We start from the raw sequence: 23,940 nt of genomic DNA, 5'->3' as shown, positions 1-23,940 counted from the left end.
TTCCTTTACCGGCTTCTCGAAATTTGGAAACGAATTTGGGTTCGGTTATTGTTCTGAGCATGGTCTTCTCGGAAAACCTGCACACTTTTCCGGATCATGCTCTAGCGCGTTGCGTCCGCCAGCCAGCCGAACACCGAGAAAACCAAGGGCTTTCGCTCCAGATTATAGGTTTCGGTGTCGCGCGCGGCGCGGACGATCTTTTCCCATACCTCAGCTAGGCGCGCAAGGCGCGGCAGGTTCTGGTTGGCATTGGCCTCGTCGGAATGGAGGCGTTCGGCGATCCAGCGATCGATGCCGTCGATGAAGGCCGCAAGCGCGACGCGGTCGCTGGTGCCAAGGGATTCGCCGAGCGTATGCAATTCGCGCGGATCCACTTGCGGCAGACGTGAAAGCAGTGCCGCCGTGCGCTGCTGGAGCTTCAGCGCATCACCGCCGAGCAGGGTCAGTGCCCGTGCGACGCTGCCTTCGGAGGCCTCCGCGGCCTCGCGCAAAGCCAGATCGGTCGGAGCGAGATCGGCGGCCGTGGCGGCTGCGCGAATGACCTCGTCGGTCGTCAGCGACCGCAAACGCAGCTTGCGGCAACGCGACTGGATCGTGGCGAGCACGCGCGCGGGCGCGTGGCTGACAAGCAGGAACAGCGATCGCTGCGGCGGTTCCTCGAGGATTTTCAGCAGCGCGTTCGCCGCGTTGGGATTGAGCTCGTCGACCGTATCGACGATGCAGACGCGCCAGCCTTCTGCCGCCGCCGTCGAGCCGAAGAACGAGATCGTCTCACGTGTCTCGTCCACGGTAATGACAGTGCGCATCACGCCGCGGTCATTCGCGGTCCGCTCCAGCGTCAGCAAGCCGCCATGCGAGCTTGCCGCCACCTGCCGCGCCACAGTGTCATCTGCATCGATCGCGAGGTCCTCGGCGCTATGCACGGCAGGCGACAGCGGCTGGCCGTGGGCGAGCACGAAGCGCGCCATGCGATAGGCCAGCGTTGCCTTGCCGATTCCTTGCGGTCCGCCGATCAACCAGGCATGCGGGATCCGCCCGCTGCGGTAGGCGGTCAGCAGCGCGATCTCGGCCTCGCGATGGCCGAACAGAAGGCTTGTCTCGCGCGGATGCGGAATGGCGGATTCACGCTCGACCTGACGCGGGCTCATGCTGAGACCACCGATGCAGGCGTCGGCAGGAGACGGTCGCGTAGCGCGGTCCAGACCCGTCCGGCTACCGTGTCAGGATCGGAATTGGCGTCGATCAGCACGCAGCGCGCAGGCTCGTCCGCGGCGATCTTGCGATAGGCCTCGCGCAGACCCTGGTGGAAGGCGAGCTTCTCGCCCTCGAACCTGTCGGGCGTGCCGCTGCCGCGCCGCGCCGCCGCGCGGGCCAAACCGATCTCGACCGGCAAGTCGAGGATGATGGTGAGATCCGGCTTGAGATCGCCAATCGTGACCCGCTGCATGGCATTGATCAACCCGGCGGGCACGCTGCCGAGGCTGCCCTGATAGGCCCGTGTCGAGTCGGCGAAGCGGTCGCAGAGGACCCAAACGCCCTGCTTGAGCGCGGGTTCGATCACGGTACGGACATGGTCGTCGCGAGCGGCCGCGAATAGCAGCGTCTCGGCTTCGGGGCCAAGCAGCTTGCCCATGCCTGACAGCACCAGATGGCGCATGATCTCGGCACCCGGCGAGCCACCAGGCTCCCGCGTGACGATGGTCCGGAGCCTCGCCGCACCGAGGCGGTCGGCGAGCTTCTTGATCTGGGTCGACTTGCCGGTCCCCTCGCCGCCTTCAAAGGTGATGAAGCGTCCGCGTCCGGACGGACGCTGTCCCGTGCTCTCACTCATGATCAGAGCTTCTCGGCGCCCGCGCGGAACATGCCGATCACGAGCTCGCTGGCACCATCGATCGCGCGCCGCATGGTCGAGCCGGTACCGATCGCCTCGGCCGCATAGACCGGCGTCTCCACCGCGATATTGCCGCTGCGCCAGACCTTGACCACGCCAACCTGCTGGCCGGCCTGGACCGGCGCGCGCACCGGGCCGTTATAGACCACGCGCGCGATCAGCTTGTCGCCGCCGCTCTTGTGCACCATCACCTTCACCGGCTCTTTCGCGACCAGCTTCACCGAGCGGCTCTCGCCACCGAACACCTTGGCGTAGCCGACCTGCTGGTCGGCCGCGATCAGCGTGCGGGTCTCGAAATTACGAAAGCCCCATTCCAGCATCTTCTTGGCTTCGGTGGCGCGATCTTCGATGTCCTCGAGCCCGTTGACGACGACGATCAGCCGCGTGCCGTTCTGCACGGCCGAGCCGACCATGCCGTAACCGCCTTCCTTGGTGTAGCCGGTCTTCAGGCCGTCGGCGCCCTCCATCGAATTGAGCAGCGGATTGCGGTTGGGTTGGCGGATCTTGTTCCAGGTGAACTCCTTCTCGCCGAACAGTTTGTAGAACTCGGGGAAGTCCAGAATGATGTGCCGGGCGAGCATGCCGAGCTCGCGCACCGTCATCTTGTTGCCGGGGTCGGGCAAACCGTTGGAGTTGGCGAAGGTCGACTTGGTCATGCCGAGCTCGCGGGCGCGCTTGGTCATGAAATCGGAGGCGAAGATCCGCTCGTTGCCCGCGATGCCTTCGGCGAGGGCGATGCAGGCGTCGTTGCCACTCTGGATGATCGCGCCATGCAGGAGGTCGTCGACCGAGACCTTGCTGTTGATGGCCGCGAACATGGTCGAGCCGCCTGATGGCGCGCCGCCCCTGCGCCAGGCGTTCTCGCTGATCCGGTATTCGTCGGTCAGCTTGACGTCGCCCTTCTTGATCGCGTTGAAGACGACTTCCGCGGTCACGAGCTTCATCATGCTGGAGGGGGCACGGAGCTCATCGGCGTTCTTCTCGAACAGCACGCTGCCGCTGGAGGCCTCGATCAGGATCGCGGTGGGGGCATCACCATCGAAGCCGGTATCTTCGGTCTTCTTGGCGCCCTGGACGCTCTGGTTGGCGGCGTAGATCACGCCGCCCCAGCTGAGGCTCACCGCAATAGTCGCCGCGACCAGCCCGCGCGCCAGTGCTCCGGCCGTGAATCCGGTATGACGGAGCGAGATGAGACGAAATGCCATGGCGAAGCCCTGAGAGCGGCGTTCTAACAGCTGGAACCGGTGCGAACAACACGAGGATCGGCGCGTGCCCCGAGATTGCACGATTCTCGTCGCATCCCTATCGTGGCACCTGATATTTCCTGACCAAACCCCTGAAACAAGGCGGAAAAGCGATGTCCACCACCCGGGTGATCAAGGCCAACGGGATCGACCTCTTCATCCGTGAGGCCGGCCAGGGGCCGCTGGTCGTGCTGTGCCATGGCTGGCCGGAATTATCCTATTCCTGGCGACACCAGATCCCGGCGCTCGCCGATGCCGGCTTCCACGTCGTGGCCCCCGACATGCGTGGTTACGGCGAGAGCGCGGCGCCGCCTGATGTGACCGCCTATTCGATCTTCGAGCTCGTCGGCGATGTGGTCGGCCTGGTCCAGGCGCTTGGTGCCACCAAGGCGATGGTGGTCGGCCATGACTGGGGCGCGCCGGTCGCCTGGCACGCGGCTCTGTTTCGTCCGGATATCTTCACGGCCGTCGCAGGCCTGAGCGTGCCACCGCCGTTCCGCGGACGCGGCAAGCCGCTGGAGCTCTTGCGTCAGGGCGGCATTACCAATTTCTATTGGCAGTACTTCCAGGCGCCTGGTGTCGCGGAGGCCGAGTTCGAGCATGACGTCGCCCGCACCATGCGCATCGTGCTCGGCGGCCGCGGGCTTGCCGATCCGAACGCCGCGATGTTCGTGCAGGAGGGCGAGGGCTTTCTCGGTCGTGCCAGCGCCGAGGAGCCACTGCCGGCGTGGCTGAGCGAGGACGATCTCGCCCAGTTCACGGAGAGCTTCCGCAAGTCGGGATTCCGCGGCGGGCTGAACTGGTATCGCAATCTCGACCGCAATTGGGAGCTGACCGCGCCCTGGCAGAACGCGCAGATCCACCAGCCCTCCCTCTTCATCGCCGGCGCGCAGGACGCCGTGATCACCGGCCTGATCGGCGCCAAGCGCGTCAACGAACTGGAGCGCGTGCTGCCCAATCTCACGCGAAAGCTGATCATCGACGGTGCCGGCCACTGGGTGCAGCAGGAGCGGCCGGACGACGTCAACGCCGCGCTGATCAGATTCCTGCGTGAGGCGACTTCGCGCTAATGCGCGGCCGTCAGTAAAGGCCGCGGCCGGTCAGGATGCTGCGGGCTTCGGATGCCCCGTCATCGGCGGCGGCCGGACCGCTCCCGGCGGCATAGCGGCCGTCCTCGTCGTAGGACACCTGCCGCGCATTCTGTAGCGCCCGGCCCCGGCTGCGGCTCGAGGCCGACATCTCCGAAGTCGCGTTGATCGAGGCGACGTCGGCCGAGGTGTTGCCGAGGCTATAGGGCCGCCCCTCCGGCATCGGGACGTCGCCACGGATGGCGCCGCGGCTCGACGTCAGCTCCGGAACGAACGGCCGGGCCGAGGCGACCCGGACCATCGAGGGCGACGGCGCCGGAACGCCGGTGCGCAAGGTCGCCATCAGCTGGCGGTCGTCGGAGCCTTCGAGCGGCGCCCGGCCGACATATTCGACGCGAACCCTGGCGACGCCATTACCTTTGAATTCAAGCAGTTCGGCAGCCTTGTTCGAAACGTCGATGAGGCGGTTGCCGTGATAGGGCCCGCGGTCATTGACGCGGACGATCAGCGACTTGCCGTTCGAGAGATTGGTCACCCGCGCATAGGACGGCATCGGCAGGGTCGGATGCGCCGCCGTCAGCGAGCCCATGTCGAACACTTCGCCATTGGCGGTCTGGCGGCCATGGAAATCGTCGCCGTACCAGGACGCCATGCCCTCGGCGCGGTAGTTGACGTCCTCCTCCGGCACGTAGGTCCGGCCCGCGACCACATAGGGTTTGCCGACGCGATAGGTGCCGCCGCCCTTGGGGACGGGATCGCCCCAGGCCACGACTCGCGGGCTCGAGGACACGCCGTATTTGGGATCGACCCGGCTGGCGAACTTGTTGGACGAGGCGCAATTGGCGAGCGCTAGGCAGCTGGCAACCACCGCAACACTGCGCGCGGCCCGCACCACCGAATCTGACCGTCGGATCCCCATTCGCCCCAAATACCATTTCGCCGGAGGCGGACCCAACCCGCTTGCCTGCGGGGGCGCCTTCCGGACCCTAAGCTCCGAGGCGGCCCACCACCGTCTCCGAGACGGTAACGATAACGCAACCCGAACACGGCGGAAATGGGGAGCCCACAGCGTTCGCGTCGGGATGGTAAACAGGACGTTCGGCATTCTCCGTTGATCTACGGTGCACGCGGCCCTCGGCGCCACCTCTGATGTGCCAGTCCTGCACAAGCTGTTGCGCCAAAAGCTCACTCCACCCCCATTGTCGCCGGCTTCACCGGAATTCTTTTGACTGTGCAAGGCCGCCCGCGTTTTCTCGGCTGCAGGGGCGGGATTGGAATTTAACGATGATCGAGACGGTTTCGGCACTGATGGGTCTGGTAAGCGCAGGTATCTTCCTGGCCCACGCGTTTGAAGGCTACCGCACGAGGGCCTGACGGCACTCGCGCGGTCGACATTGCATCACTTCTTCACAGCGGCTCGTTCGGACAATTTTAATCAATCCGATTGAGCATCGAGGATGAGAGCAGCAGGTGTCCCATGCGCAAACATGACCTCGTATCCGATGGCTTTCTGGCACTGACCGCAGGCGGTCTGGTCCTGCTCTGCTCGAGCCTCGTCGCCCTGGCCTTCGGCTAATCCTCAACCAGCGTTTTCGAATTTTCCGACCGCTGCACCATTGCGACGCAGCATGCGTATTGATCCGGGATTGCGACGCTCCCGTTTAGTTGATTGAATTTTCGCGTCGGCGCCTCGACTCATTTTCACGAGGCCATCACCAATGAGGGTGACGCACATGCTAGCCGAGAAATTTTTCCTGGTCCTGGAATCGCTGATCCGCGGCGGCCGGACCTATCCCGACGGAAGCCCCCGGGTCATCAGCACCTCCCCGCACGTCCCGGTGAAGCTGCCGAGCCAGAACTAGCTCACGCCCGCAACCGTCAGCGCAAGCCCAGCGGCGATCTGCGATAGAGGCCGCCGCGCGCTTCGGTCAGACAGACAAAGCTGCCGTCGAACCCCTGGCCATAGAGCTTCTGGCCCTTGCGGTAGTAGACGCCCTTCCTGAAATCCAGCCACACCACCTTGTCGTCGGGGCAATGGCGCTGGGCCTGATCCTCGAAGCGAAATGGCGTCAGCGGTGTCGCCGATACCGGGGCCGCGCCGGCGTCCAGCATCAGTGCGGCCGCGATCAATATCTTCCCGAGCGCCCAGCCAAAGCTGCGAGACATCTGCCAGCCTCCCGATCCAGACCGCATGATAGCACGGCCGCGTCTTCCGCCGGCCATCTGGGCGGGTTACAGGTGAGCGAGACAATCTCGATGCGTGGATGCGACCTGCATGTCAACTGAACCAGACACCACGACCCGGCCCCGCCCGCCCTCGCCGCGGCTCGGCCTGTTGCCGATGATCATCTTCGGTTCGCGCTGGCTGCAGCTGCCGCTCTATCTCGGGCTGATCGTCGCACAATGCGTCTATATCGTGCTGTTCCTGAAGGAGCTCTGGCACCTCTCCTCGCATGCCTTCGAGCTCACCGAGCAGGAGATCGTGATGAGCGTGCTGGCGCTGATCGACGTCGTGATGATCTCCAACCTGCTGGTGATGATCATCGTCGGCGGCTACGAGACCTTTGTGTCGCGGCTCGACCTGCAGGGCCATCCCGACGAGCCGGAATGGCTCGGCCATGTCAACGCCAGCGTGCTCAAGATCAAGCTGGCGATGGCGATCATCGGCATCTCCTCGATCGCGCTGCTGCGCACCTTCATCGAGGCTGGCAATCTCGGCTCCAACCGCGCCAGTCTCACCGAGAACGGTGTGATGTGGCAGGTCCTGATCCACATCACCTTCGTGGTCTCGGCGATCGGCATCGCCTTCGTCGACAGGTTCAGCAACACGGCCGCGCGCAAGGACGCCGAGTGAATTGACTATCCGCCAGCCTGGCGCGATGCGGCCTCGAGCTGCGCCAAGGCCTGGTGCAGGCATTCCTGGCACTTCTGCGCAACCTGCTCCCGCGAAATCCCCTTTGCCGCGAGATCGCTCGACACCTTGCGCAGGGTCTCGTTGATGGTCTGGTTGCCCAGATTGTCCGTGACCAGCGCCGTCGCGTAGGCGGCTGCGGCATCGCCGCTGAGCCCGAGCTCGCCCGCGGCCCAGAGCCCGAGCAGCTTGTTGGACCGGGCCGCGGCCTTGAACATGAGCTCCTCGTCGTGGGCGAATTTCGCCTCGAAGCCCTGCTCGCGCTTGTCGAACGTGGTCATGGTCAGCTCCATTGCGTTGCGCTGATGGGATCTGGACTGGGAGCGGATGTCTCCGTCGTTCTCGTCAATTGAGGATGATTTGAATCATCCGACCGAAGGCGCACGCCGTCAAGCCACTGGTCGGCCCAGGCGCAAGCGGCCGCGCGCCCCCGGGTCCTGAACCGGAGGCGCACGGCGAACAGATTTGTGATTTGTGAGATGCCTGACCGATGCGGCCTTGCTTGCCGTCAGGCCTTGTCGTCAGGCCTTGTCGTTAGGCCTTGGCGGCGGCCGCCTCACGAGCCAGCCGCTCGGCTTTCAGCCGTTCGCGATTCTCATAGAATGCCTTCTGCGCGGCCTCATGGTCGCGCATGGCCTTCTCCGCTTCGACGCGGCGCGCCGCATCGCGCGCCTGGCGCTGTTCAGGGGTCAAGGGTTTGCGTCGGAAGGAAAGATCTTCTGTCATGGCGAGGTAACGCGGCGGTGAGGAAAAGGTTCCGCGAGAGGTTCCCGTCCCATCCGGCGCCCCGGCTACCGACCTCTGCCAAAAACATCGAAAACAACCCCATGCACAGTAGCCCGCGCATCGCGAATCGACGATGTCCGCGCCCACCTTGCGCATCCCCGCAAAAGCCGTTTGACGCGTCGGGCAAAACAGTGAGATAATACTATTATTCCGAAATCCGATCGTGGACCCCAGCCCGCTTTAGCGATTCGAAATGAGCAGCGACAGCGCGTGATCTGACGTGCCACGCCGCCCGGGTGAGCTATGGCCTCCACAGCAACCAAGACGCAGACTGCCATTGGCTTCGGCCCGCTCAAAGCTCTCTCGTCGAGGGCGTCATACCTGGAGAACCGAGATGCGCACCACAGTCCTGGCCCTGTTGATCCTTCTGGGATCCCTTCCTGCTGCGCACGCAGAGCGTGATTATCCCTGGTGTGTCGTTGGCGACGATCTCGGCTGGCCCGGCGAGTGCATGTACGAGACCCGGGAGCAATGCATGGCTTCAGCATCCGGCCGATGGGACACGACTTGCGACATCAATCCGCGCGTGAGGTTCAAGCAGCAGGCCCAGCCCGGGACAAAGAAGTTGCAGGAGCGGCGCTGATCGTCGCGACTGCTCGGGCGGTACGGCGTCAACACGCCGAACCTGGCCGCAGGCGAATGCTCGCGGAAGTCCCGAGGGCCGCGCGCTCTAATCCCTCTTGCCCCCGGATACTCGTTTTTCCCGACACTTCGTCTGCTGCGCCCCCGGCCGTCGAGCGGGATCACGACGTGGCAAAAGCCAGCTCGTGGCTGCGAGAGATAGGGACGAGCTCAGCACATCAGGATTTCGAGCAAGCGAGAAGCTCGCTGTCGTTGTCTCAGCCGCGCCCTGATAGACGCAGCTGCTCCAATCCCTCCTCGATCACGCGAAGGTCCTCGAGTATGGACTCGCGAGACTTCGCCGCGTTGATGCTGGATGTCGTCTGGAGCGGTTCGAGCAACTGGCGCCGAAGCTCTCGCATATTCTCGAGAGCTTGCCGGTTATTCGAGCGCACGTAAGCAGAAACGATCATTTTTAGACTTGCGGCCAACGGGTAGCTCCAAATCAAAATTCTAAAATGAGTTGTATCCTAATCCGTCCGAGGCACCCCTAAAGGTCCGGAATTCTCATGGAATTCAATGAGCAATTGGGCTCAAGGTTCCCTCGGGCCGGGCCGCGGGGATGTATGCGGCTTGCGCTTGGGGTCGAGGGCCCGCCCGATAGCCAGCCAAAGGGCGGAGCTCTCCCTCATGACCTCCCACAAAGGTTAAGCAATTCAGAGATTCTCTCGCGGCCCGGCGGAATTAATTTGAAGATTGCCTAATTTTCCCGGTAGAATTTTTGGTACCGGGGCTGGCAGCATATTTCACTTGGATCTTTTCACCCGGCATTTTTCACACGGCGTGGGCCGCGGCGGATCATCGCTGCGGCCTTCGTCTTGAGCCCCCGAGGATAACGGCTCGGTGAACGAAGCCATTTATCGCTCCCCTCGAAGCAGCCTGGAAACAATCAGGGCTCAGCCTGTCCGCATTAGAACGAGGGGAATTCAGATGATTGCTCTCAAAGTTATTGCTCTGGCGCTTGGGCTCGGGATTGCTTTGTCGATCTATTCGGGTGACCTCGGCTCGGATGTCGTTCTCGCCATCGTCGCTTGCCTCTCGTAGGGAGCGCGAACCGGTCGCGAACGAACCCGGGATCGTCCGAACTGTCGATGCTGGTCCTTTCGTAGGGGGTATGGAGCCGCCTCGTTGCCGCCGGTGCGGCAATGTTCCCGGTCGGCTCGGCGTCGATCGACCAGCGTCGGATCGGCAACAGGCGGCCTCCAATAAAGGTCACACATGCTGTCCCTGTCAGATGCACTGCCAGCGAATCTGCAACAGTTCTCCCGGTTCCCCAAGTGAAACCAACGATTTACGTTGCGTCGAAAGCACGGGCGATTAGCATAGCGGATGCCGGGGCTGGCATTTCAATTCCGAACAATCATTGCAACCGGCAGGGGGGCCGCCATTGCGCGGCCCCCTTCTTTTGGGCCTCCGCAGGCCCAGTCCCGCCTGCCCGGGACTTATCCGGACCTGGGCCTTTTGCTTGACCTCGCCCAGCCGTACCCGCTGCTTCAGCCCTTCGGACCGAACAGACCGCCGGCGGCCTTCATCGCCGACTCGCCCATGGTCCGGGTCTGCTCGGTGAGCGCGCGCATCTGGTCCTGGAAGAAGTCGGCCTGGAGCTTGAGCGCGTCCGGCACATCCTTGGCATGGATCAGCTTGTCGCCGAGATCGAAGGTCGCGTTGACGTTGCGTTGCATGACGCTGCAAAACTCCTTCGCCTGGCTCGCAATCGGCAGCGGTGAAGAGCTCAGGGCTTTCTCCAGCAGCTCGAAATAATTCGAGTTGGCCTTGCGCACGCGATCGAGTGCGTCGGTCATTGTCGCACGCACGCCTTCTACGGATACGTTGATCTCAGCCATGACGCCTCTCCTCTCAGGAGTTCGTGGTTACGCGGCAAGTCCTCCGAACCATGCGCCGAAATAGCCGGCGTAAAGCGCCGGCATTTCCAGGTTCATCGAGTGTCCGATGCGGGGCACGACGACGAGGCGGCAATCCGGCATCGCCTCGGCCATGGCGCGGAGATCGGTCGGCGGGATCCAGCCATCCCATTCGCCCCACAGCACCAGATGCGGATGCCGGAGCTCCTTCATACGGCGCTCCAGCTCGCGGCTCTCTCTTTCCCGCGTCAGATTGACTGGCGTCCCAATCCAGATTCCCTCCGAGACGCCGAAGGTCTGATCGATGATGCGGTCGAACAGGGCCTGGATATCCCCCAGCCCGTCGCGAAACCGCGGAACGGCGTTCGGCGCCATGCTCTCCGGCACGAACAACGAGGATGCGGCCGTCGCCATGATCGTCCGCGTCAGCTCCTTGCTCGCCATCATCGCTCGGAACAGGCCGATCTGGTCGGCATTGAAGGCCATGCCGAGCGGCGTCACCGGGTCGAGCGCGAGGACCCGGCCGAAGCGCTGCGGCTGTGCCAGCAGCATGCGCGCGGCGATGATGCCGCCGGTCGAATGCGTGGCGAGGTGGCAGTAGCCGATGCCGAGCGTATCGAGCGCCGCGAGCATGTCGTCGGCATGCTGCTGCATGGAGTAGTTTGCATAGTCCGCGGTGGGCTTCGGCCGCTCGCTGTCGCCGCAGCCGCGCCAGTCGATGCCGATGACGCGGAGGCCCGACGGAAACAAGGGCGCTGCGAGTTCGATCCAATCCTTGCTGGCAAGATTGCCGTGGATGAAGACGATGGTGACATCGCCCTCGCCCCAACTCCGCCAGCCCAGCTGGACCTCACCCGCCTGCACCCTGGCCATGAGCAGCCCTATTTGTTGAGGCCGGCCGTGGGGGCTGCCCCCGGCGGAGTCGGCGCCACCGGCAGAGCCGAGACCACAGCTCCCCTGATCATGCGGTCGATCCCTAGCGGCGACGACGTATCGACCGTGCCCTTGGTCACGAAATCCACGACGTCGGCGGAATACTCGACCGGGTTGTCCGTGTGGATGAAGTGCCCGGTCTCCAGATAGATCTTGAGCATCGGCCGGTTGCCGGCATTGGTCATGCGCGACATGAAGGGCGTGATGACGTCGCGACCGAGATCCGTCAGCCCGTTGAACGCGGGCGTCGGAATGAACGGCTCCTTGTCGCCGAACGCGAGGAAGATCGGCGCCTTGATCTGCGTGACCCGCTCAAAGAGGTTCTTCGGGTCATCCTGCTGAAGCTCGGCTCCGATCGTATAGATGTCGTAGATGAAGACGTTGCACCATTGTTCTAGCTCTTTCGGATTGCCCCTGATCAATCCGACACGCTGCTCGGTATGGAAGCGGGCATATTCGCTGTCGCTGAAGAAGTAACCGCTCTTCGATGCCGAGACGGCTCCTGTGACGGGATCACGCTTCTTGAAGAAGAAGAAATCGCGGACGCTCTGCTCATCGCGCGCTTTCTCGGCGGCGAGGATTCCGGTCTGGTCCCAAGTCGCCCTCCACTTGTCGAAGTCATGGTCGAAGGCCGGGTCGAACAGTTTTGCCTTCTTGTCCTTGGCGATCGTGATCTCGCGAGGATATTCTTCGAGGCCTGAAGGTGCCTCCAGCGCAAGTCCCTGCACCGCATCCGGCCAGGTCAGCGCATAGCCCATCACGAACTGGCCGCCGAGCGAATGGCCGAGATAATAGGCCTTCTTCACGCCGAGCTGGTTGACGACGAGATCGTAGATCACCTCGCGCATGTCCTGCATGGTGCGCGCGGGGCTCTTGTCGAGATTGCCGGGGCCGGACATGCCGTAATGCGGTAGGTCCGGCACGATCACGCGTATGCCGCTGCGCAGCGCTTGCTGCATGATATTGCCGTAATGCCCTCCGAACGCACCCTTGCCGTGGATGATGACGAGCACCTTCGGATCCTTGTCGGTGCCGTTATATTCATCCATGTAGCCTATCTGCCAGGTGTTGCCGCTCTTGTCCTTGGCGTTGGCGAACTTGACCGGATAGGGATAGGTCACAAAGTCTTTCCAGAAGGACTTCTTGGGATCGATATCCTCGGCGACGCCAGGCACGCGGAAGTTCTTGTCGACGAATTTGTTCGCGCGATCAAGCGCAGCGACGTCGTCCATGAAAGCGACGAATTTCGGATCGTTCTTACGCTGGTTGATGATTGGGAACACGCCGTAGTGGGCGACCGGGCTTTCCTGCGCAATGAGATCCGCACCGGGCACGCGATCGACGGCCTGTTGGGCCAGCTTGAAGTTGAGCCAGAGGTCGTTGGTGATGTGCATCACCAGCGTGCGCGCCCGGATGCGGCCGAGATAAGGATTGATATTGTGGGTCTCGCCGACCCGGTTACGCCAGACGAGGTCGACCGCGTCATAAAGCTTGGCGCGGTTGATGACGTTCAAGGCCGCCTTCTCGTTCGGCGGATCCCAATAGAAGATTTCGGGCTGGACGGCTTTCCAGTTCTGGGTCGTGCGGAAGGCGAAGTCATAGCCGGTCATGCCAAGGATCGACCAGCCAAATGCCACGCCGGGCATCGGATGCTTTTCCTTGGGCAACTTGTAATAATCACCTTCGGTTGCCTGCCAGACCGGATCGGATTCGATCGCAGCTGTCATCATCTGGAAGGTCCAATTGCCGACGGGATCTTCACCATCGGACTGCGTCGTGCCGCCGATCGGCATCAGCGCGTTGATATATTCCGGATGCATCACGCCCCAGACATAGGTCTGCGTGCCGCCCATGGAGACGCCCGAAACCAGCGCGACGCGCGCGACCTTCAGCTCGTCGCGCAGCAGGCGGTAATTCGCCTGCACCATGTCGTAGTAGCTGTACTGCGGAAACTTGATGCCGAGACCGTCCGACGGCTTGCTGGCGCCCCAGGTCCCGAGCGGATCGACCATGATGACGTAGTAGCGGTCGGTGTCGATCGGCCGGCCCGGGCCGATGATGGGCACGCCGCCCGACAGGGCGGCGCCTTTGACCCACTGCTCATACATGTCGGTGGAGTCGCCGGAATAATAGGAATTGATCACGATCGCATTGGTGATCTCGCCGGCGGCGTTGCGCCGGGCATTGCCGATCGCAATGTAGGCGGTCCGTAGCTTGCCTCCGCCCAGCGACTCCAGCGTCACGCCGCCCTCGCCGCCATTCTCCCATTTCGAAGGATCGGTCAGGTCGTACTTGCCGCCGAGGCGGAAGTTCGCGATCTCATAGGACTTCTTGAGACCGTCATGCTGCATCTGGGACGAGCGCCGCGTGAACGGCTGCGCCACCGCAAGCGCGGTGCCGACCAGCAACACAACCAGGCTGACGAAGCAACGCTTGAGTGCACTACTCCCGGTCATGACGAACTCCCTCCTGAGCGGTGTTTTGCGCGAACGCTAGGCGGGGCATCAAGGCGGGGTTTGATTTAGCTCAATGGATTGCTCACGCCGACGTAGAGGATTGCGGCCATCATCACGCGGGTCTCGCGATGCCTTTCCTCAGTCATGGCTCATACCGGATCCGCTATGAGCTCGACGGGCCGGCGGATGCGCCGGCTTATGTGCTGGTTAACGGGCTCACGCAATATTCGGAGCTATGGGGGGCCTATCGCGACGCGCTCATCGCGCGGCACTTCCGGGTCGCGACCTTCGACCTGCTCGGCCAGGGCGTCTCCGACAAGCCCGCGCTGTTCATCAGCCAGGACGACCACGTCGCCGTGCTGCATCGCCTGATCGGCGAGCTCGGTGACGGCCCGATCTTTCTCAGCGGCATCAGCTTCGGCGGCCTGATCGCGCTACGCTATGCCATCGAGCACGGCGAGCGGCTGTCGGGGCTCGTGCCGATGAGCTGCTTCGCCGAGCTGTCGCCGCAACTGCTGCTGATCGGCAATGCCTTGCGCACCGGGCTGATCCTCGGCGGCACCGGTTATCTCCAGGACCTGCTGCTGCCGATGAACCTGTCCGACCAGTGGCTGCAACCGCTGCTGGACAAGCTCGACAGCGTCAAGCGGCAGGGCTGGCTGGTCAACGACGTCTATGCGCTCCAGAACCTGATGGAGTCCTTCCTCGACTTCAAGCCGCTGACACCGCTTCTCTCCTCCATCGCTCTGCCGACCATGATCCTGAACGGCGAGTTCGACTTCCTCACGCCGCGGGCGCTGCACGAGACCCTGCGTGTCGAGATTCCCGACAGCGCCCTCGTCATCATCCCCCGGGCCTATCACGCCTTCACGCTCGAGAAGGCCGCGCTGACGGCCGACCTGCTGGCGCGCTTTGCCGAGGACGTGATGGCCGGCCGCTGGCACGGCGACAAGCAGGTCCTGATCGCGCCGGAAGATCCCGGCGGCGCGTTTGCGCCCTTTCCCGACGGTTACGACCATCTGCGCGCGATCCCGGTGCGGAGGACGGCGCCATGAGCGCGTTCTTCGGACCGCTGGAGGATGGCCGCGTGCCGCCGCGCCAGCAGACGCGGGTGGCCGCGTTCCTGATCTCCGCCCACGGCGCGCTGGCGCGGCAATTCGCCCTCGCCCTCCCCGCGAAATTCGAAGCTGCCTGGCAGACCGAGCTGAACGCGCAGTTCTATCGCGAAAGCGAGATCGTCTCCCTGCTCATGCGCGCGACGACGTGGGTCCCCGATTTCGCGCTAGCCCCTATGGCTGCGTCCTGGGAAATGGCCTGGCTGCCCGCCCCGATCGACGGCATTGCCGATCACGCCCGCGCGCAGGCCATCCACCTTGCGACGCTCGCCCACGCCGTTCACGCCGGCATCCGCCCGGCGGCCCTCCTGCCGACGGAAGCAAACGCGGACGATCCATTCGTGACGGCGCTGCGCCGGATCGAGTTCGAAAGCAGCCGGCTGCTGCAGGCGCAGATCCTGTACCTGAAAGGACCCGATCTCGTTCCTGTCAGGGACGTGATCAGCGCGGCGCTCGAACGGCGGCACGCCGATGTGCGCCGGCTCTGGAACGAAACGCTACAAGGCATCGGCGTGGTGCCGCGCGAATGAGCGTGCAGCCTTGACGCAGATCAAGGCTGCGCATTCCCCCATCGCCAACATCCCATCCTCTCACCTCCGCCGACCGGAGTTCCGACCATGAAGGCCGTGTCCGTCGAAGAAGCCGTCGCGATGATCCCGGCCGGCGCGAGCGTCATGGTCGGCGGCTTCATGGGCGTCGGCACGCCGGAGCGGCTGCTCAACGAGCTCGTGCGGCAGAACAAGACCGACTTGTCGCTGATCTGCAACGACGCCGCCACGCCGGGCAAGGGCGTCGGCAAGCTGTTCGACGCCGGGCAGGTCTCGAAGCTGACGGCCACCCATATCGGGCTCAATCCAAAGGCGCAGCAGCAGATGCTGGGAAACCAGATCGCCGTGGAGCTCGTGCCGCAAGGCACCTTCGTCGAGCGCATCCGGGCCGGCGGCTGCGGCCTCGGCGGCGTCCTCACGCCGACCGGCGTCGGTACGCTCGTTGCGGAAGGCAAGCGCCAGATCGAGGTCGACGGCAAGCCGTTCCTGCTGGAGACCGCCATCCGCGCCCAGTACGCGCTGGTCCACGCCTTCCTCGCCGACTATCTCGGCAACCTCACCTACGTGCTGACGGCGCGCAATTTCAATCCGATCATGGCGATGGCGGCAGACACCGTGATCGTCACGGCCGAGCATATCGTCCCGGTCGGCGTGATCGCGCCTGATCACGTCGTCACGCCGGCGCCGCTCGTCGACTACCTCATTACGAACGGGTGAGATCATGGATCCGCAGATCATCATCGCCCGTCGCGTCGCCCGGGAGCTGAAGAGCGGCAATCTCGTCAATCTCGGCATCGGCATTCCGACCCTTGTCGCCAACTACGTCCCGGCCGATCTCAAGGTGTTCTTCCAGTCGGAGAACGGGCTGATCGGCACCGGCCCCATTCCGGAGCAGGGCATGGCCCACCCCCTGCTCACCGACGCCGGCGGCCGTCCGATCAGCGCACTGCCCGGTGCGGCGACCTTCGACAGCGCGATGTCGTTCGGACTGATCCGCGGCGGTCATGTCGACGTCACCGTACTTGGCGGTCTCCAGGTCGATGCACACGGCCTGCTCGCCAACTGGATGATCCCCGGCAAGATGGTCCCGGGTATGGGCGGCGCGATGGACCTCGTCAGCGGCGCCAAGCGCGTCATCGTCGCCATGCAGCACGCCGCCAAGGGCAAGTCGAAGATCGTCGCCAAATGCACCCTGCCCCTGACCTCGGCGCGGCCGGTGAGCCTGGTCGTCACCGACATGGCCGTGATCGGCTTCCCCGATGGAAAGGCGACGCTGCTGGAAACCGCACCCGGTGTCAGCGTCGGCGAGGTCATGGCGGTCACGGAGGCCGAGCTCACCGTGCCAGACAACGTCCCGGAAATGAAACTCTGACAAGGGGACAGTCATGCGGATATTCAGCGACCTCAACGAGATCAAATCCGCGGTCGGTACGGAGATCGGTGTCAGCGACTGGGTCGAGGTATCACAGGATCGCATCAACCAGTTTGCCGAGGCGACCTGCGACGAGCAATGGATCCATGTCGACCAGGCGCGCGCAGCTGCGGAGATGCCAGGCGGCAAGACGATCGCCCATGGCTTGCTCTCACTCGCGCTCGCCCCGCTCTTCATCCGCTCCGTGATCGGCTTGAAGGGTCTGCGCAACACGCTCAACTATGGCGCTGACCGGATCAGGTATCTCGCACCCGTGCCGTCGGGCTCCAGGCTGCGCGGCCGCGTCACCGTCGCGGAAGCCGAGGACGTGCCGCCGGACGGCCTGCGCGTGAACTACCATCTCGTGATCGAGATCGAAGGCGGCAAGAAGCCCGCCTGCGTCGCCGAGCTGATCGCCCTGCACTATCGCTGAGGGACGCGACGCTCAATCGATGATGTGATATCCGCCGTCGATATAGAGCACGCTGCCGGTGATCAGCTTGGCGCCATCGAGCGCCAGGAACGCGGTCGCATTGCCGACATCGTCGATACTGACGAGGCTGCGCGCCGGCGCCTTCGATTGCGCCTTGTCCATGAGCTCGTCGAACTCCGGAATGCCTGACGCCGCGCGCGTCGCCAGCGGCCCCGGCGAAATCGCGTGCACGCGGATCCCCTTCGGTCCAAGCTCGGCGGCGGCATAGCGGACGGCCGCCTCGAGCGCCGCCTTTGCGACGCCCATGATGTTGTAATTGTCCACCACCATCTGGCTGCCGTAATAGGTCATGGTGAACATCGTGCCGCCGTTCTTCATCAAGGGCTCGGCCAGATGAGCCATCCGCAGGAACGACCAGCACGACACGTCCATGGTCTTGAGGAAGCCGTCGCGGCCGACGTCCACGACACGGCCGTGCAGCGCCTCCTTGGGCGAGAACGCGATCGAGTGCAGCAGGAAATCGAGCTGCCCCCATTCCTTCGCGATGCGCTCGAAGACCGCCTCGGTCTGGCCTTCGACCATCACGTCCAGCGGCATGAAGATCGGCGCCTCCAGCGCCTGCGCCAGCGGCTCGACGTGCTTCCTGGCGCGGTCGTTCAGATAGGTCACCGCGAGATCGGCACCGAGCGCGCGAAACGCGCGCGCGCAACCCCAGGCGATCGACTGATCGTTGGCGATGCCGACAACCAGGCCCTTCTTGCCCTTGAGGGCCACCTTGCTGTCCGGAAATACGGGGATCATGACACCCTCTCAGGTCGTGTGTTGTGGGATCGACCGTTCATCAGCATCGACAATGTGTGCTGCGCGATCATCAACTCCTCGTCGGTCGGAACGACATAGACGGGAATCAGGCTGTTGGCCCGCGAGATCCGCCGGGAATGGCGGGCGTTCTCGCCCGCATCGAGCGTGACACCGAGCCATCCGAGCTGTTCGGCGATGCGCGCGCGGATCGATGCGGAATTCTCGCCAATCCCGGCGGTGAAGACGAAGGCGTCGAGCCCCTGCAGGGCCGCCGCCAGCATGCCGGCGTTGAGGCCGATCCGATAGACGAAATAGTCGATCGCCAACCTCGCCTGCGGATTTGCGCTGGCTTCCAGCTCCCGCATGTCGTTGCTGACGCCGGACAGGCCTTTCAAGCCGCATTCGCGATAGAGGAAATCCTGGGCCTTCGCGGGCGTCATGCCCTTCTCGGACATCAGATAGAGCACCACGCCCGGATCGATTTGTCCGGGACGGGTGCCCATCGGCAGGCCGTCGAGCGCGGTAAAGCCCATCGTGCTCTCGATGCTGCGCCCATCCTTGATCGCGCACATCGAGGCGCCGCTGCCGAGATGGGCAACGATCACGCGTCGCCTGGCGATATCGGGGGCGACGGTCGGCAGGGTCCGTGCGATGTATTCGTACGACAGCCCGTGAAAACCGTAGCGCCGCACCCCCTCGGCATGAAGCTGATACGGGATGGCATAGTGATCGGCGACCACATCATGCGTGCGGTGAAAGGCGGTATCGAAACATGCCACCTGCGGCAGCGCCGGGAAGTTCGCCAGCAGCGAGCGGATCGGCGCGAGATTGTGCGGCTGATGCAGTGGCGCCAGCGTCGCGAAACGTTCGAGGCGGGACACGACGCCGTGGTCGATCAGGACCGGCCGCGAAAAGTCCGGGCCACCATGGACGACACGATGGCCGACTGCGATCGGTGTGACATGGAGCTCGTCCCGCAGCCAGTTGCCGGCGACGGCCATTGCGGTCGGGACATCGGGCACAGCCTCGATGGGATAGGCGCGATCGGCCAGCGGATCACCGCTCGCGCCGCTGGCCCGCAGGCGCGGCCGGCTGCCGATGCCGTCCATCTGTCCCTTGATCTGGCGGCGAAGCGCACCGTCGCCTTCGACCGAATAGACCTGGAACTTGACACTGGACGAGCCGGCATTGACGACCAGGATCGTATCCATGGCGGTCACGCCGCGACTGTCGGCGCCTGCTGGCGCCGGGCGTGAGCGTAGAGCGCGGCGACCGCGCATGAGGCCATCCGCGCCCGCGGCGAATCCGCCCGCGAGGTCAGAACGACGGGTACCCGGGCGCCGAGCACGATGCCGGCGCCGTCGGCCTTGGCAAAATAGGCGAGGTTCTTGGCCAGCATGTTGCCGGACTCGAGATCCGGAACCATCAGGATCTGGGCGCGCCCGGCGACCTCGGATGTGATGCCCTTGATCCGCGCCGCTTCGGGATCAATGGCGTTGTCGAAGGCCAGCGGACCGTCGAGCACGCCGCCGGTGATCTGGCCGCGGTCGGCCATCTTGCAGAGAGCGGCCGCTTCGATGGTGGAGGGAATCTTCGAGGTGACCGTTTCGACCGCCGACAGGATCGCCACCCGCGGCTTCGTGCCGAAGCCAGCCTGGTTGTAGAGATCGATCGCGTTCTGGATGATGTCGCGCTTGGCGTCGAGATCGGGAAAGATGTTGATCGCGGCATCCGTCACGAAGATGGTCTCGGCATAGGCCGGCACGTCCATCACGAAGACATGGCTGATGCGGCGGTCGGTGCGCAGGCCGCCGGTCTTGGCCGTGACGGCCCGCATCAGTTCGTCGGTGTGGAGGCTGCCCTTCATCAACAGCTCGCCCCTGGCGGAATGAATCAGCTCGACGCCCTTGGCGGCAGCGTCGTCGCTATGCGCGGCATCGACGATCTCGAATCCGGACACGTCCAGATCGAATTTCGCCGCGGTGTCCCTGATCCTCTTTGCGGGGCCGACCAGGATCGGCCGGATGATGCCCGCGCTCGCGCTGTCGACGGCCCCGCGCAGCGAGGTCTCGTCGCAGGGGTGGACGACGACGGTCGGCGTGGGTGGCGCGGCCCGGGCCGCGGCGATCAGGCGGTCATATTTGCTGCCGGACTGGGCTTGCGTCGTATCGGCCGACATCCTGTCACTCCCGCTTGCGCCAATGCGCGTTACGACGCTTTTGCTTTGGGGTCGAAAGGGGCGACGTTCGACGTCCACTCTCCTTCCCCGTCCAGTCCGAACAGCCCGGCGACCCGCCGCAGACGGTTCGCACGCTCGCCGCTGATGTCCTCGCTCGCCGACAGCACCTCGCGCATCGCAGCGAAAGCCGCGCGCTTCTGATTGAGATCGTTCGGCAGCATATTGGGAATAGCGCCAAGCGCCGCGTCCCGGTCCAGCAGCAGCATGAAGAATTGCTCACGCACCAGCGTCTTGAACGCCTGCAGCGTCATCCGTTCGCCGGGATGATCGCGCCGGATCTGGCGCAGCGCCTCGATGCTGCGTTCGTCCACCATGCCGCGAGCCGAGCCGACATAGAGCAGTGCGCGGATGGCCGCCTCGCGAAGGCCGCCCTCTCCCATCCGGGACTTCAACTCGGCGATCCGCTTGTCGAGCATGGCGCGGTGCTCCGCCGACATCTCGCGCAGGCGCGACGGCGCGGAATTCGGATCCACGCCGACCGCGGCCTGCAGCGCCGGCGATCCGTAGACGTTGAGGAAGATCGTCTCGCTCAGCGCTTCCTGCGCATCACGCCAGCTATCCAGCGCATGGACGATCTGCTTCGAGAACTGCTCCTGGAATGCCAGGAACGGATTGTCCTTCGAGACCGGCCTGCGATTGTCCTCGACGCGATCAGCCGCCGACTTGATGGCGGCCATCCAGGGGTTCTTGGTGCTGAAGGCTTCGTATTGCATCCGGAGCGGATGCATGTTGCGCGCCCAGTCCGCCACCTGGGGCGTGACCATCTTCTTGAGCCATGGCTGCACGAACTTTTGATAGGCCGCGAGATTGAGCTCCGAGACGCGCTTCGCCGCCGCGAACCGCCGCTCGTCTTCGGGCGAATTTCCTCCCATCGCGCGAATATCATCCAGCGTCCGCGCCTCGCAACGCATCACCCACTGCCCGGCAGCCAGATCGGCATTGCGGGTGTCGGAGCCCCTCGCCTGGAATGTGGCTTCGTACAGCCCGGGCGGCAGCACGTCGATCAGGTCGATATTGCTGGAAAACTCCGCATGCTCCTTCTTCGCTACGCCCCCGGAGACGAAGATGCCGAGATGGCCGATGCTCTCGTGAACGGTGTAGACGATGGTCTGGCCATAGGCCCTGATCTCGTCGACATCGGCGTAACAATCGAGGATCCAGTCCAGCGCCTGCTGCGGCGGGGTGACGTTGTCGCCCTTGGAGCAGAACACCACGATCGGCGAGCGGATGTTGCGAAGGTCGACTTTTTGACCGTCGGACATCTCGATCCGGCCGGCGGCGAGGTTGTTGCCGATGAACAACTCGTCGACGATGAACTGGATTTCTTCGGCATTGAGATTGACGTGTCCGCCCCACCAGCGCTCGAAATCGAGATAGCGCTCAGCCTCGGTGTCGACCTTGGAATAGACGTTGTACTGCTTGGTCCAGAGCGTGTTCGACGGATTCTGGTTCTCGAAGTTCTGCACCAGCCAGGCGCCGTCGAACTTGCCGGCGCCGAGATCGCTCGTCATCGCCGTGAGCCAGCTGCCGCCCAGCAGACCGCCGGAATAGCGCATCGGATTTTTGCCGTGCACGCCGGCCCAATAGGCAAGCGGTGCGCCGGCGATGATCAAAGGCCCGAACAGTTCCGGCCGCAGCGACGCCAGGATCATGACGGCCCATCCGGCCTGGCAGTTGCCGATCACGCAGGGCTTGCCGTCGGCGTCAGGATGGCGGCTGATGACCGTCTCGATGAATTTCGCCTCCGCGCGCGCGATGCGCTCGATGGTCTGGCCCGGTACCGGCTCGGGCAGGAACCCGATGAAATAGCAGGGATGGCCAGCCTTCATCGCGACGCCGATCTCGCTGTCCGCCTTGAAGCCGCCGATGCCCGGACCATGACCGGCCCGCGGGTCGACCACGACAAACGGCCGTCGGCTCATGTCGATCTCGACATCCTTCGGCGGAATGATGCGCACCAGCGCGTAGTTGACCGGTTCCTCCAGCGAGCGGCCATCCGTGATCAATTCGGCAGCATATTGCAGCACATGCGGTGCAGTCTGCGCGACGTGCTCGCGATACTGGTCGCCGCGCTGGCGCATGATGTCGAGAAACAGGACGCTGCGCTGTCCCGCATCGACCATGTATTCAACGGCCGAGGCGACCAGCCCCGACATCGGACCATCAGGCAGCTTTGGAATTTCCGTCGCCATGTTCGACCTCGTCGTCTCGCGAGGTCATTCAAGAGGGCCGGCTGTTGCCGTCGTTGATATAGGTCAACGGTCGGCGACGGCGTGCGCGTCAATCGAGATCAACATCGCCCGATTCCTCGACCGCGCAAGAGAGCGACAAGAGAGCGACGCGAGAGCCAAATGTCCGATGCCGCAAATTTCATCCGGCGCGAGACGCTGCGCGACGGACGATTGATCGAAATCAGGGCACTTCGCCCCGACGACGAGCTCGACATGCTCGCTGCGCTCGAAGAAACCAGCGCACAATCGCTCCAGCGCCGCTTCTTTGTGACGAAACGCCATTTTTCCGAACGGGAGCGCGCTTTCTTCATGGAACCCGACTTCAGGAGCCACGTGGCACTCGTCGCGTGCACGGACGACGCGGGCCGCAGCACGATCATCGGCGGTGGCCGCTATGTCATGTCCGAGCCTGGACGGGCCGAGACGGCTTTCGTCGTGATCGATGCCTGGCAAGGGTGCGGTATTGGCGGGCTGCTGACGGGCCACCTGATCGCAATCGCCCGCGAGGCTGGATTGACGGAGTTGACCGCGGAGGTGCTGTCAGACAACGCGGCGATGCTCCGCGTCTTCAAAAAATTTGGATTCACGCCAGCAACGACCTGCGAGCCCGGCGTCATTCACATGACATTGAAGCTGACCTAGTGTGTCGGCGAGAAACGAGCTGGTGGCCGACGGGGTGTCCTGTGATTCATTCGCTGGTGGCTGGAACCAGGACGCTACCGATCCAGTTGTGAGGTGTTGTCTTATTGTTGCGTTGTCCAGCCATGCCGTCGTTATCCAACCATCAGTCTTGGACATTCTCACAGGCTTCCAAGACGGTCTTGGTCTTGCTCGCGATCTATTTCCCGGTCGCGGTATATCTGCACTACAGCTACGTCCCGAAACCCGACCCGCCGAAGGCCGCGACGCTGGCCGGCCCGTTCCGCAAGCTCGATAACAAAGCTTATCAAGCCCTGATCCCGGGACTCGACGGGCTCGCAGATTTTGATAGCGCGCCGACCCGGTCGACAGTCACGGTATTCGAAAACGGACGGCAGCTCGGTCCGGCGCATAGTCTCAAGACAATCGCCGACGGCAGCTATTCGCATCGGCGCGGCAGCGGCATCATCTTCTCGACCAGCGACAACAGCGACCCCAACACCAACGGGCGAACCTATTCGCTGACATGGCAATGAGCGCTTATCGCGGTTGTCTGGCAGAGCTGCGGCGGTCGCGGCGCCGATGTTCGGCCTGCCTTTAGAAAGGGAAAGGCCGCAGAGTGGTTCCAGCCCCTCCTGCGGCCATCCCGGGCAACTCGAAATTGCTTAGTACTCAAATCTCGCCGGTGTTCTCACAGTAGAACACCCCGTTCCGAAAATGGATTCCGTAAA

26 protein-coding genes are annotated in these 23,940 nt (G+C 63.8%); 12 read left to right on the top strand and 14 right to left on the bottom strand.

The genetic code is table 11. The annotated features are described in order from the left end of the window. Positions 1-101: 101 nt before the first annotated feature. The 3 genes from QA645_RS22075 to QA645_RS22065 are packed head-to-tail and all read right to left on the bottom strand — an operon-like array spanning position 102 to position 3,096. Positions 102-1,148 (bottom strand): DNA polymerase III subunit delta', encoded by a 1,047-nt coding sequence (locus QA645_RS22075; RefSeq protein ID WP_283053060.1) that lies wholly within the window; start codon positions 1,146-1,148, stop codon positions 102-104. Beyond that, positions 1,145-1,831, bottom strand: a complete 687-nt coding sequence (gene tmk, locus QA645_RS22070; protein WP_283053058.1) for a dTMP kinase — start codon at positions 1,829-1,831, stop codon at positions 1,145-1,147. Before tmk ends, QA645_RS22075 begins: the two co-directional genes overlap by 4 nt. Positions 1,832-1,833: 2 nt before the next feature. Then, complete coding sequence (locus QA645_RS22065; RefSeq protein ID WP_254131487.1) at positions 1,834-3,096, bottom strand: D-alanyl-D-alanine carboxypeptidase family protein; 1,263 nt, start codon at positions 3,094-3,096, stop codon at positions 1,834-1,836. A gap of 152 nt (positions 3,097-3,248) precedes the next feature. Here QA645_RS22065 and QA645_RS22060 point away from each other — a divergent pair, with 152 nt between their 5' ends. After that, positions 3,249-4,205 carry an alpha/beta hydrolase gene (locus tag QA645_RS22060; protein ID WP_283053056.1) on the top strand — a complete coding sequence of 319 codons (957 nt, stop codon included), beginning with the start codon at positions 3,249-3,251 and terminating at the stop codon, positions 4,203-4,205. Positions 4,206-4,215: 10 nt separating this feature from the next. Here the strand turns inward: QA645_RS22060 and QA645_RS22055 are convergent, their stop codons facing one another. Continuing rightward, positions 4,216-5,142, bottom strand: coding sequence for a septal ring lytic transglycosylase RlpA family protein (locus tag QA645_RS22055; protein WP_283053055.1), 927 nt, complete (start codon positions 5,140-5,142; stop codon positions 4,216-4,218). Between the two features lie 814 nt (positions 5,143-5,956). On the opposite strand from QA645_RS22055, the gene QA645_RS22050 reads away from it, so the two are divergent. Beyond that, positions 5,957-6,085: a hypothetical protein gene (locus QA645_RS22050; RefSeq protein WP_256561590.1), complete on the top strand. Its 129-nt coding sequence runs from the start codon at positions 5,957-5,959 to the stop codon at positions 6,083-6,085. A 16-nt stretch (positions 6,086-6,101) separates the two neighbouring features. On the opposite strand, the gene QA645_RS22045 is transcribed toward QA645_RS22050, so the two are convergent. Continuing rightward, positions 6,102-6,389 carry a hypothetical protein gene (locus tag QA645_RS22045; RefSeq protein WP_283053054.1) on the bottom strand — a complete coding sequence of 96 codons (288 nt, stop codon included), beginning with the start codon at positions 6,387-6,389 and terminating at the stop codon, positions 6,102-6,104. A gap of 109 nt (positions 6,390-6,498) precedes the next feature. Here QA645_RS22045 and QA645_RS22040 point away from each other — a divergent pair, with 109 nt between their 5' ends. Next, positions 6,499-7,077, top strand: coding sequence for a TIGR00645 family protein (locus tag QA645_RS22040; protein WP_254131491.1), 579 nt, complete (start codon positions 6,499-6,501; stop codon positions 7,075-7,077). Between the two features lie 5 nt (positions 7,078-7,082). Here QA645_RS22040 and QA645_RS22035 read toward each other — a convergent pair whose 3' ends face one another. Together QA645_RS22035 and QA645_RS22030 are read right to left on the bottom strand one after the other, a co-directional pair. Next, positions 7,083-7,415 carry a DUF1476 domain-containing protein gene (locus QA645_RS22035; protein WP_283053052.1) on the bottom strand — a complete coding sequence of 111 codons (333 nt, stop codon included), beginning with the start codon at positions 7,413-7,415 and terminating at the stop codon, positions 7,083-7,085. Between the two features lie 253 nt (positions 7,416-7,668). Further along, positions 7,669-7,860, bottom strand: coding sequence for a hypothetical protein (locus tag QA645_RS22030; protein WP_254135408.1), 192 nt, complete (start codon positions 7,858-7,860; stop codon positions 7,669-7,671). 394 nt (positions 7,861-8,254) lie between these two features. On the opposite strand from QA645_RS22030, the gene QA645_RS22025 reads away from it, so the two are divergent. After that, the gene (locus QA645_RS22025) at positions 8,255-8,503 is read left to right on the top strand and encodes a DUF3551 domain-containing protein (RefSeq protein WP_254131493.1); all 249 of its coding nucleotides are present in this window, start codon (positions 8,255-8,257) and stop codon (positions 8,501-8,503) included. A gap of 881 nt (positions 8,504-9,384) precedes the next feature. Then, on the top strand, positions 9,385-9,585 hold the full coding sequence (locus QA645_RS22020; RefSeq protein ID WP_283053050.1) for a hypothetical protein: 201 nt from the start codon (positions 9,385-9,387) through the stop codon (positions 9,583-9,585). Between the two features lie 449 nt (positions 9,586-10,034). Here QA645_RS22020 and QA645_RS22015 read toward each other — a convergent pair whose 3' ends face one another. Genes QA645_RS22015 through QA645_RS22005 form a run of 3 tightly spaced genes read right to left on the bottom strand, consistent with a single transcriptional unit; the run spans position 10,035 to position 13,792 of the window. Next, complete coding sequence (locus QA645_RS22015) at positions 10,035-10,385, bottom strand: phasin (protein ID WP_254131494.1); 351 nt, start codon at positions 10,383-10,385, stop codon at positions 10,035-10,037. 27 nt (positions 10,386-10,412) lie between these two features. Then, positions 10,413-11,276 (bottom strand): alpha/beta hydrolase, encoded by an 864-nt coding sequence (locus tag QA645_RS22010; RefSeq protein WP_283053048.1) that lies wholly within the window; start codon positions 11,274-11,276, stop codon positions 10,413-10,415. Positions 11,277-11,284: 8 nt separating this feature from the next. Beyond that, the gene (locus tag QA645_RS22005; protein ID WP_283053046.1) at positions 11,285-13,792 is read right to left on the bottom strand and encodes an alpha/beta hydrolase; all 2,508 of its coding nucleotides are present in this window, start codon (positions 13,790-13,792) and stop codon (positions 11,285-11,287) included. Positions 13,793-13,920: 128 nt separating this feature from the next. Between QA645_RS22005 and QA645_RS22000 the strand changes: the two genes are divergently transcribed. The 5 genes from QA645_RS22000 to QA645_RS21980 all read left to right on the top strand — a co-directional run bounded on the left by QA645_RS22000 (position 13,921) and on the right by QA645_RS21980 (position 17,299). After that, complete coding sequence (locus tag QA645_RS22000; protein WP_283053044.1) at positions 13,921-14,847, top strand: alpha/beta hydrolase; 927 nt, start codon at positions 13,921-13,923, stop codon at positions 14,845-14,847. Further along, on the top strand, positions 14,844-15,437 hold the full coding sequence (locus QA645_RS21995) for a hypothetical protein (RefSeq protein WP_283053042.1): 594 nt from the start codon (positions 14,844-14,846) through the stop codon (positions 15,435-15,437). Before QA645_RS22000 ends, QA645_RS21995 begins: the two co-directional genes overlap by 4 nt. Before the next feature lie 87 nt (positions 15,438-15,524). Beyond that, a complete protein-coding gene (locus QA645_RS21990) occupies positions 15,525-16,172 on the top strand; it encodes a CoA transferase subunit A (RefSeq protein WP_283053040.1) in 648 nt (215 codons plus the stop codon). Between the two features lie 4 nt (positions 16,173-16,176). Beyond that, positions 16,177-16,827, top strand: a complete 651-nt coding sequence (locus tag QA645_RS21985) for a 3-oxoacid CoA-transferase subunit B (protein ID WP_283053038.1) — start codon at positions 16,177-16,179, stop codon at positions 16,825-16,827. Between the two features lie 13 nt (positions 16,828-16,840). Continuing rightward, positions 16,841-17,299, top strand: a complete 459-nt coding sequence (locus tag QA645_RS21980; protein WP_283053036.1) for a MaoC family dehydratase — start codon at positions 16,841-16,843, stop codon at positions 17,297-17,299. A 12-nt stretch (positions 17,300-17,311) separates the two neighbouring features. Here QA645_RS21980 and fabI read toward each other — a convergent pair whose 3' ends face one another. From fabI to QA645_RS21960, 4 genes are read right to left on the bottom strand one after another with little or no spacing between them, the layout of a single operon-like run. Next, the gene (gene fabI / locus QA645_RS21975; protein ID WP_283053034.1) at positions 17,312-18,100 is read right to left on the bottom strand and encodes an enoyl-ACP reductase FabI; all 789 of its coding nucleotides are present in this window, start codon (positions 18,098-18,100) and stop codon (positions 17,312-17,314) included. Beyond that, positions 18,097-19,311 carry an acetate kinase gene (locus tag QA645_RS21970; RefSeq protein WP_283053033.1) on the bottom strand — a complete coding sequence of 405 codons (1,215 nt, stop codon included), beginning with the start codon at positions 19,309-19,311 and terminating at the stop codon, positions 18,097-18,099. Before QA645_RS21970 ends, fabI begins: the two co-directional genes overlap by 4 nt. A gap of 5 nt (positions 19,312-19,316) precedes the next feature. Beyond that, on the bottom strand, positions 19,317-20,279 hold the full coding sequence (locus tag QA645_RS21965; protein ID WP_283053032.1) for a phosphate acetyltransferase: 963 nt from the start codon (positions 20,277-20,279) through the stop codon (positions 19,317-19,319). Positions 20,280-20,308: 29 nt separating this feature from the next. Next, positions 20,309-22,531 carry a DUF3141 domain-containing protein gene (locus QA645_RS21960; RefSeq protein WP_283053030.1) on the bottom strand — a complete coding sequence of 741 codons (2,223 nt, stop codon included), beginning with the start codon at positions 22,529-22,531 and terminating at the stop codon, positions 20,309-20,311. An 81-nt stretch (positions 22,532-22,612) separates the two neighbouring features. Between QA645_RS21960 and QA645_RS21955 the strand changes: the two genes are divergently transcribed. After that, complete coding sequence (locus tag QA645_RS21955; protein WP_349253187.1) at positions 22,613-23,212, top strand: GNAT family N-acetyltransferase; 600 nt, start codon at positions 22,613-22,615, stop codon at positions 23,210-23,212. A 185-nt stretch (positions 23,213-23,397) separates the two neighbouring features. Beyond that, positions 23,398-23,745 carry a hypothetical protein gene (locus tag QA645_RS21950; RefSeq protein WP_283053029.1) on the top strand — a complete coding sequence of 116 codons (348 nt, stop codon included), beginning with the start codon at positions 23,398-23,400 and terminating at the stop codon, positions 23,743-23,745. Positions 23,746-23,940: the final 195 nt, after the last annotated feature.

The organism is Bradyrhizobium sp. CIAT3101 (assembly GCF_029714945.1).
Lineage (GTDB): Bacteria > Pseudomonadota > Alphaproteobacteria > Rhizobiales > Xanthobacteraceae > Bradyrhizobium.
The sequence above is the reverse complement of the archived record's forward strand: the minus strand, read 5'-3'. Positions and strand labels throughout refer to the sequence as shown.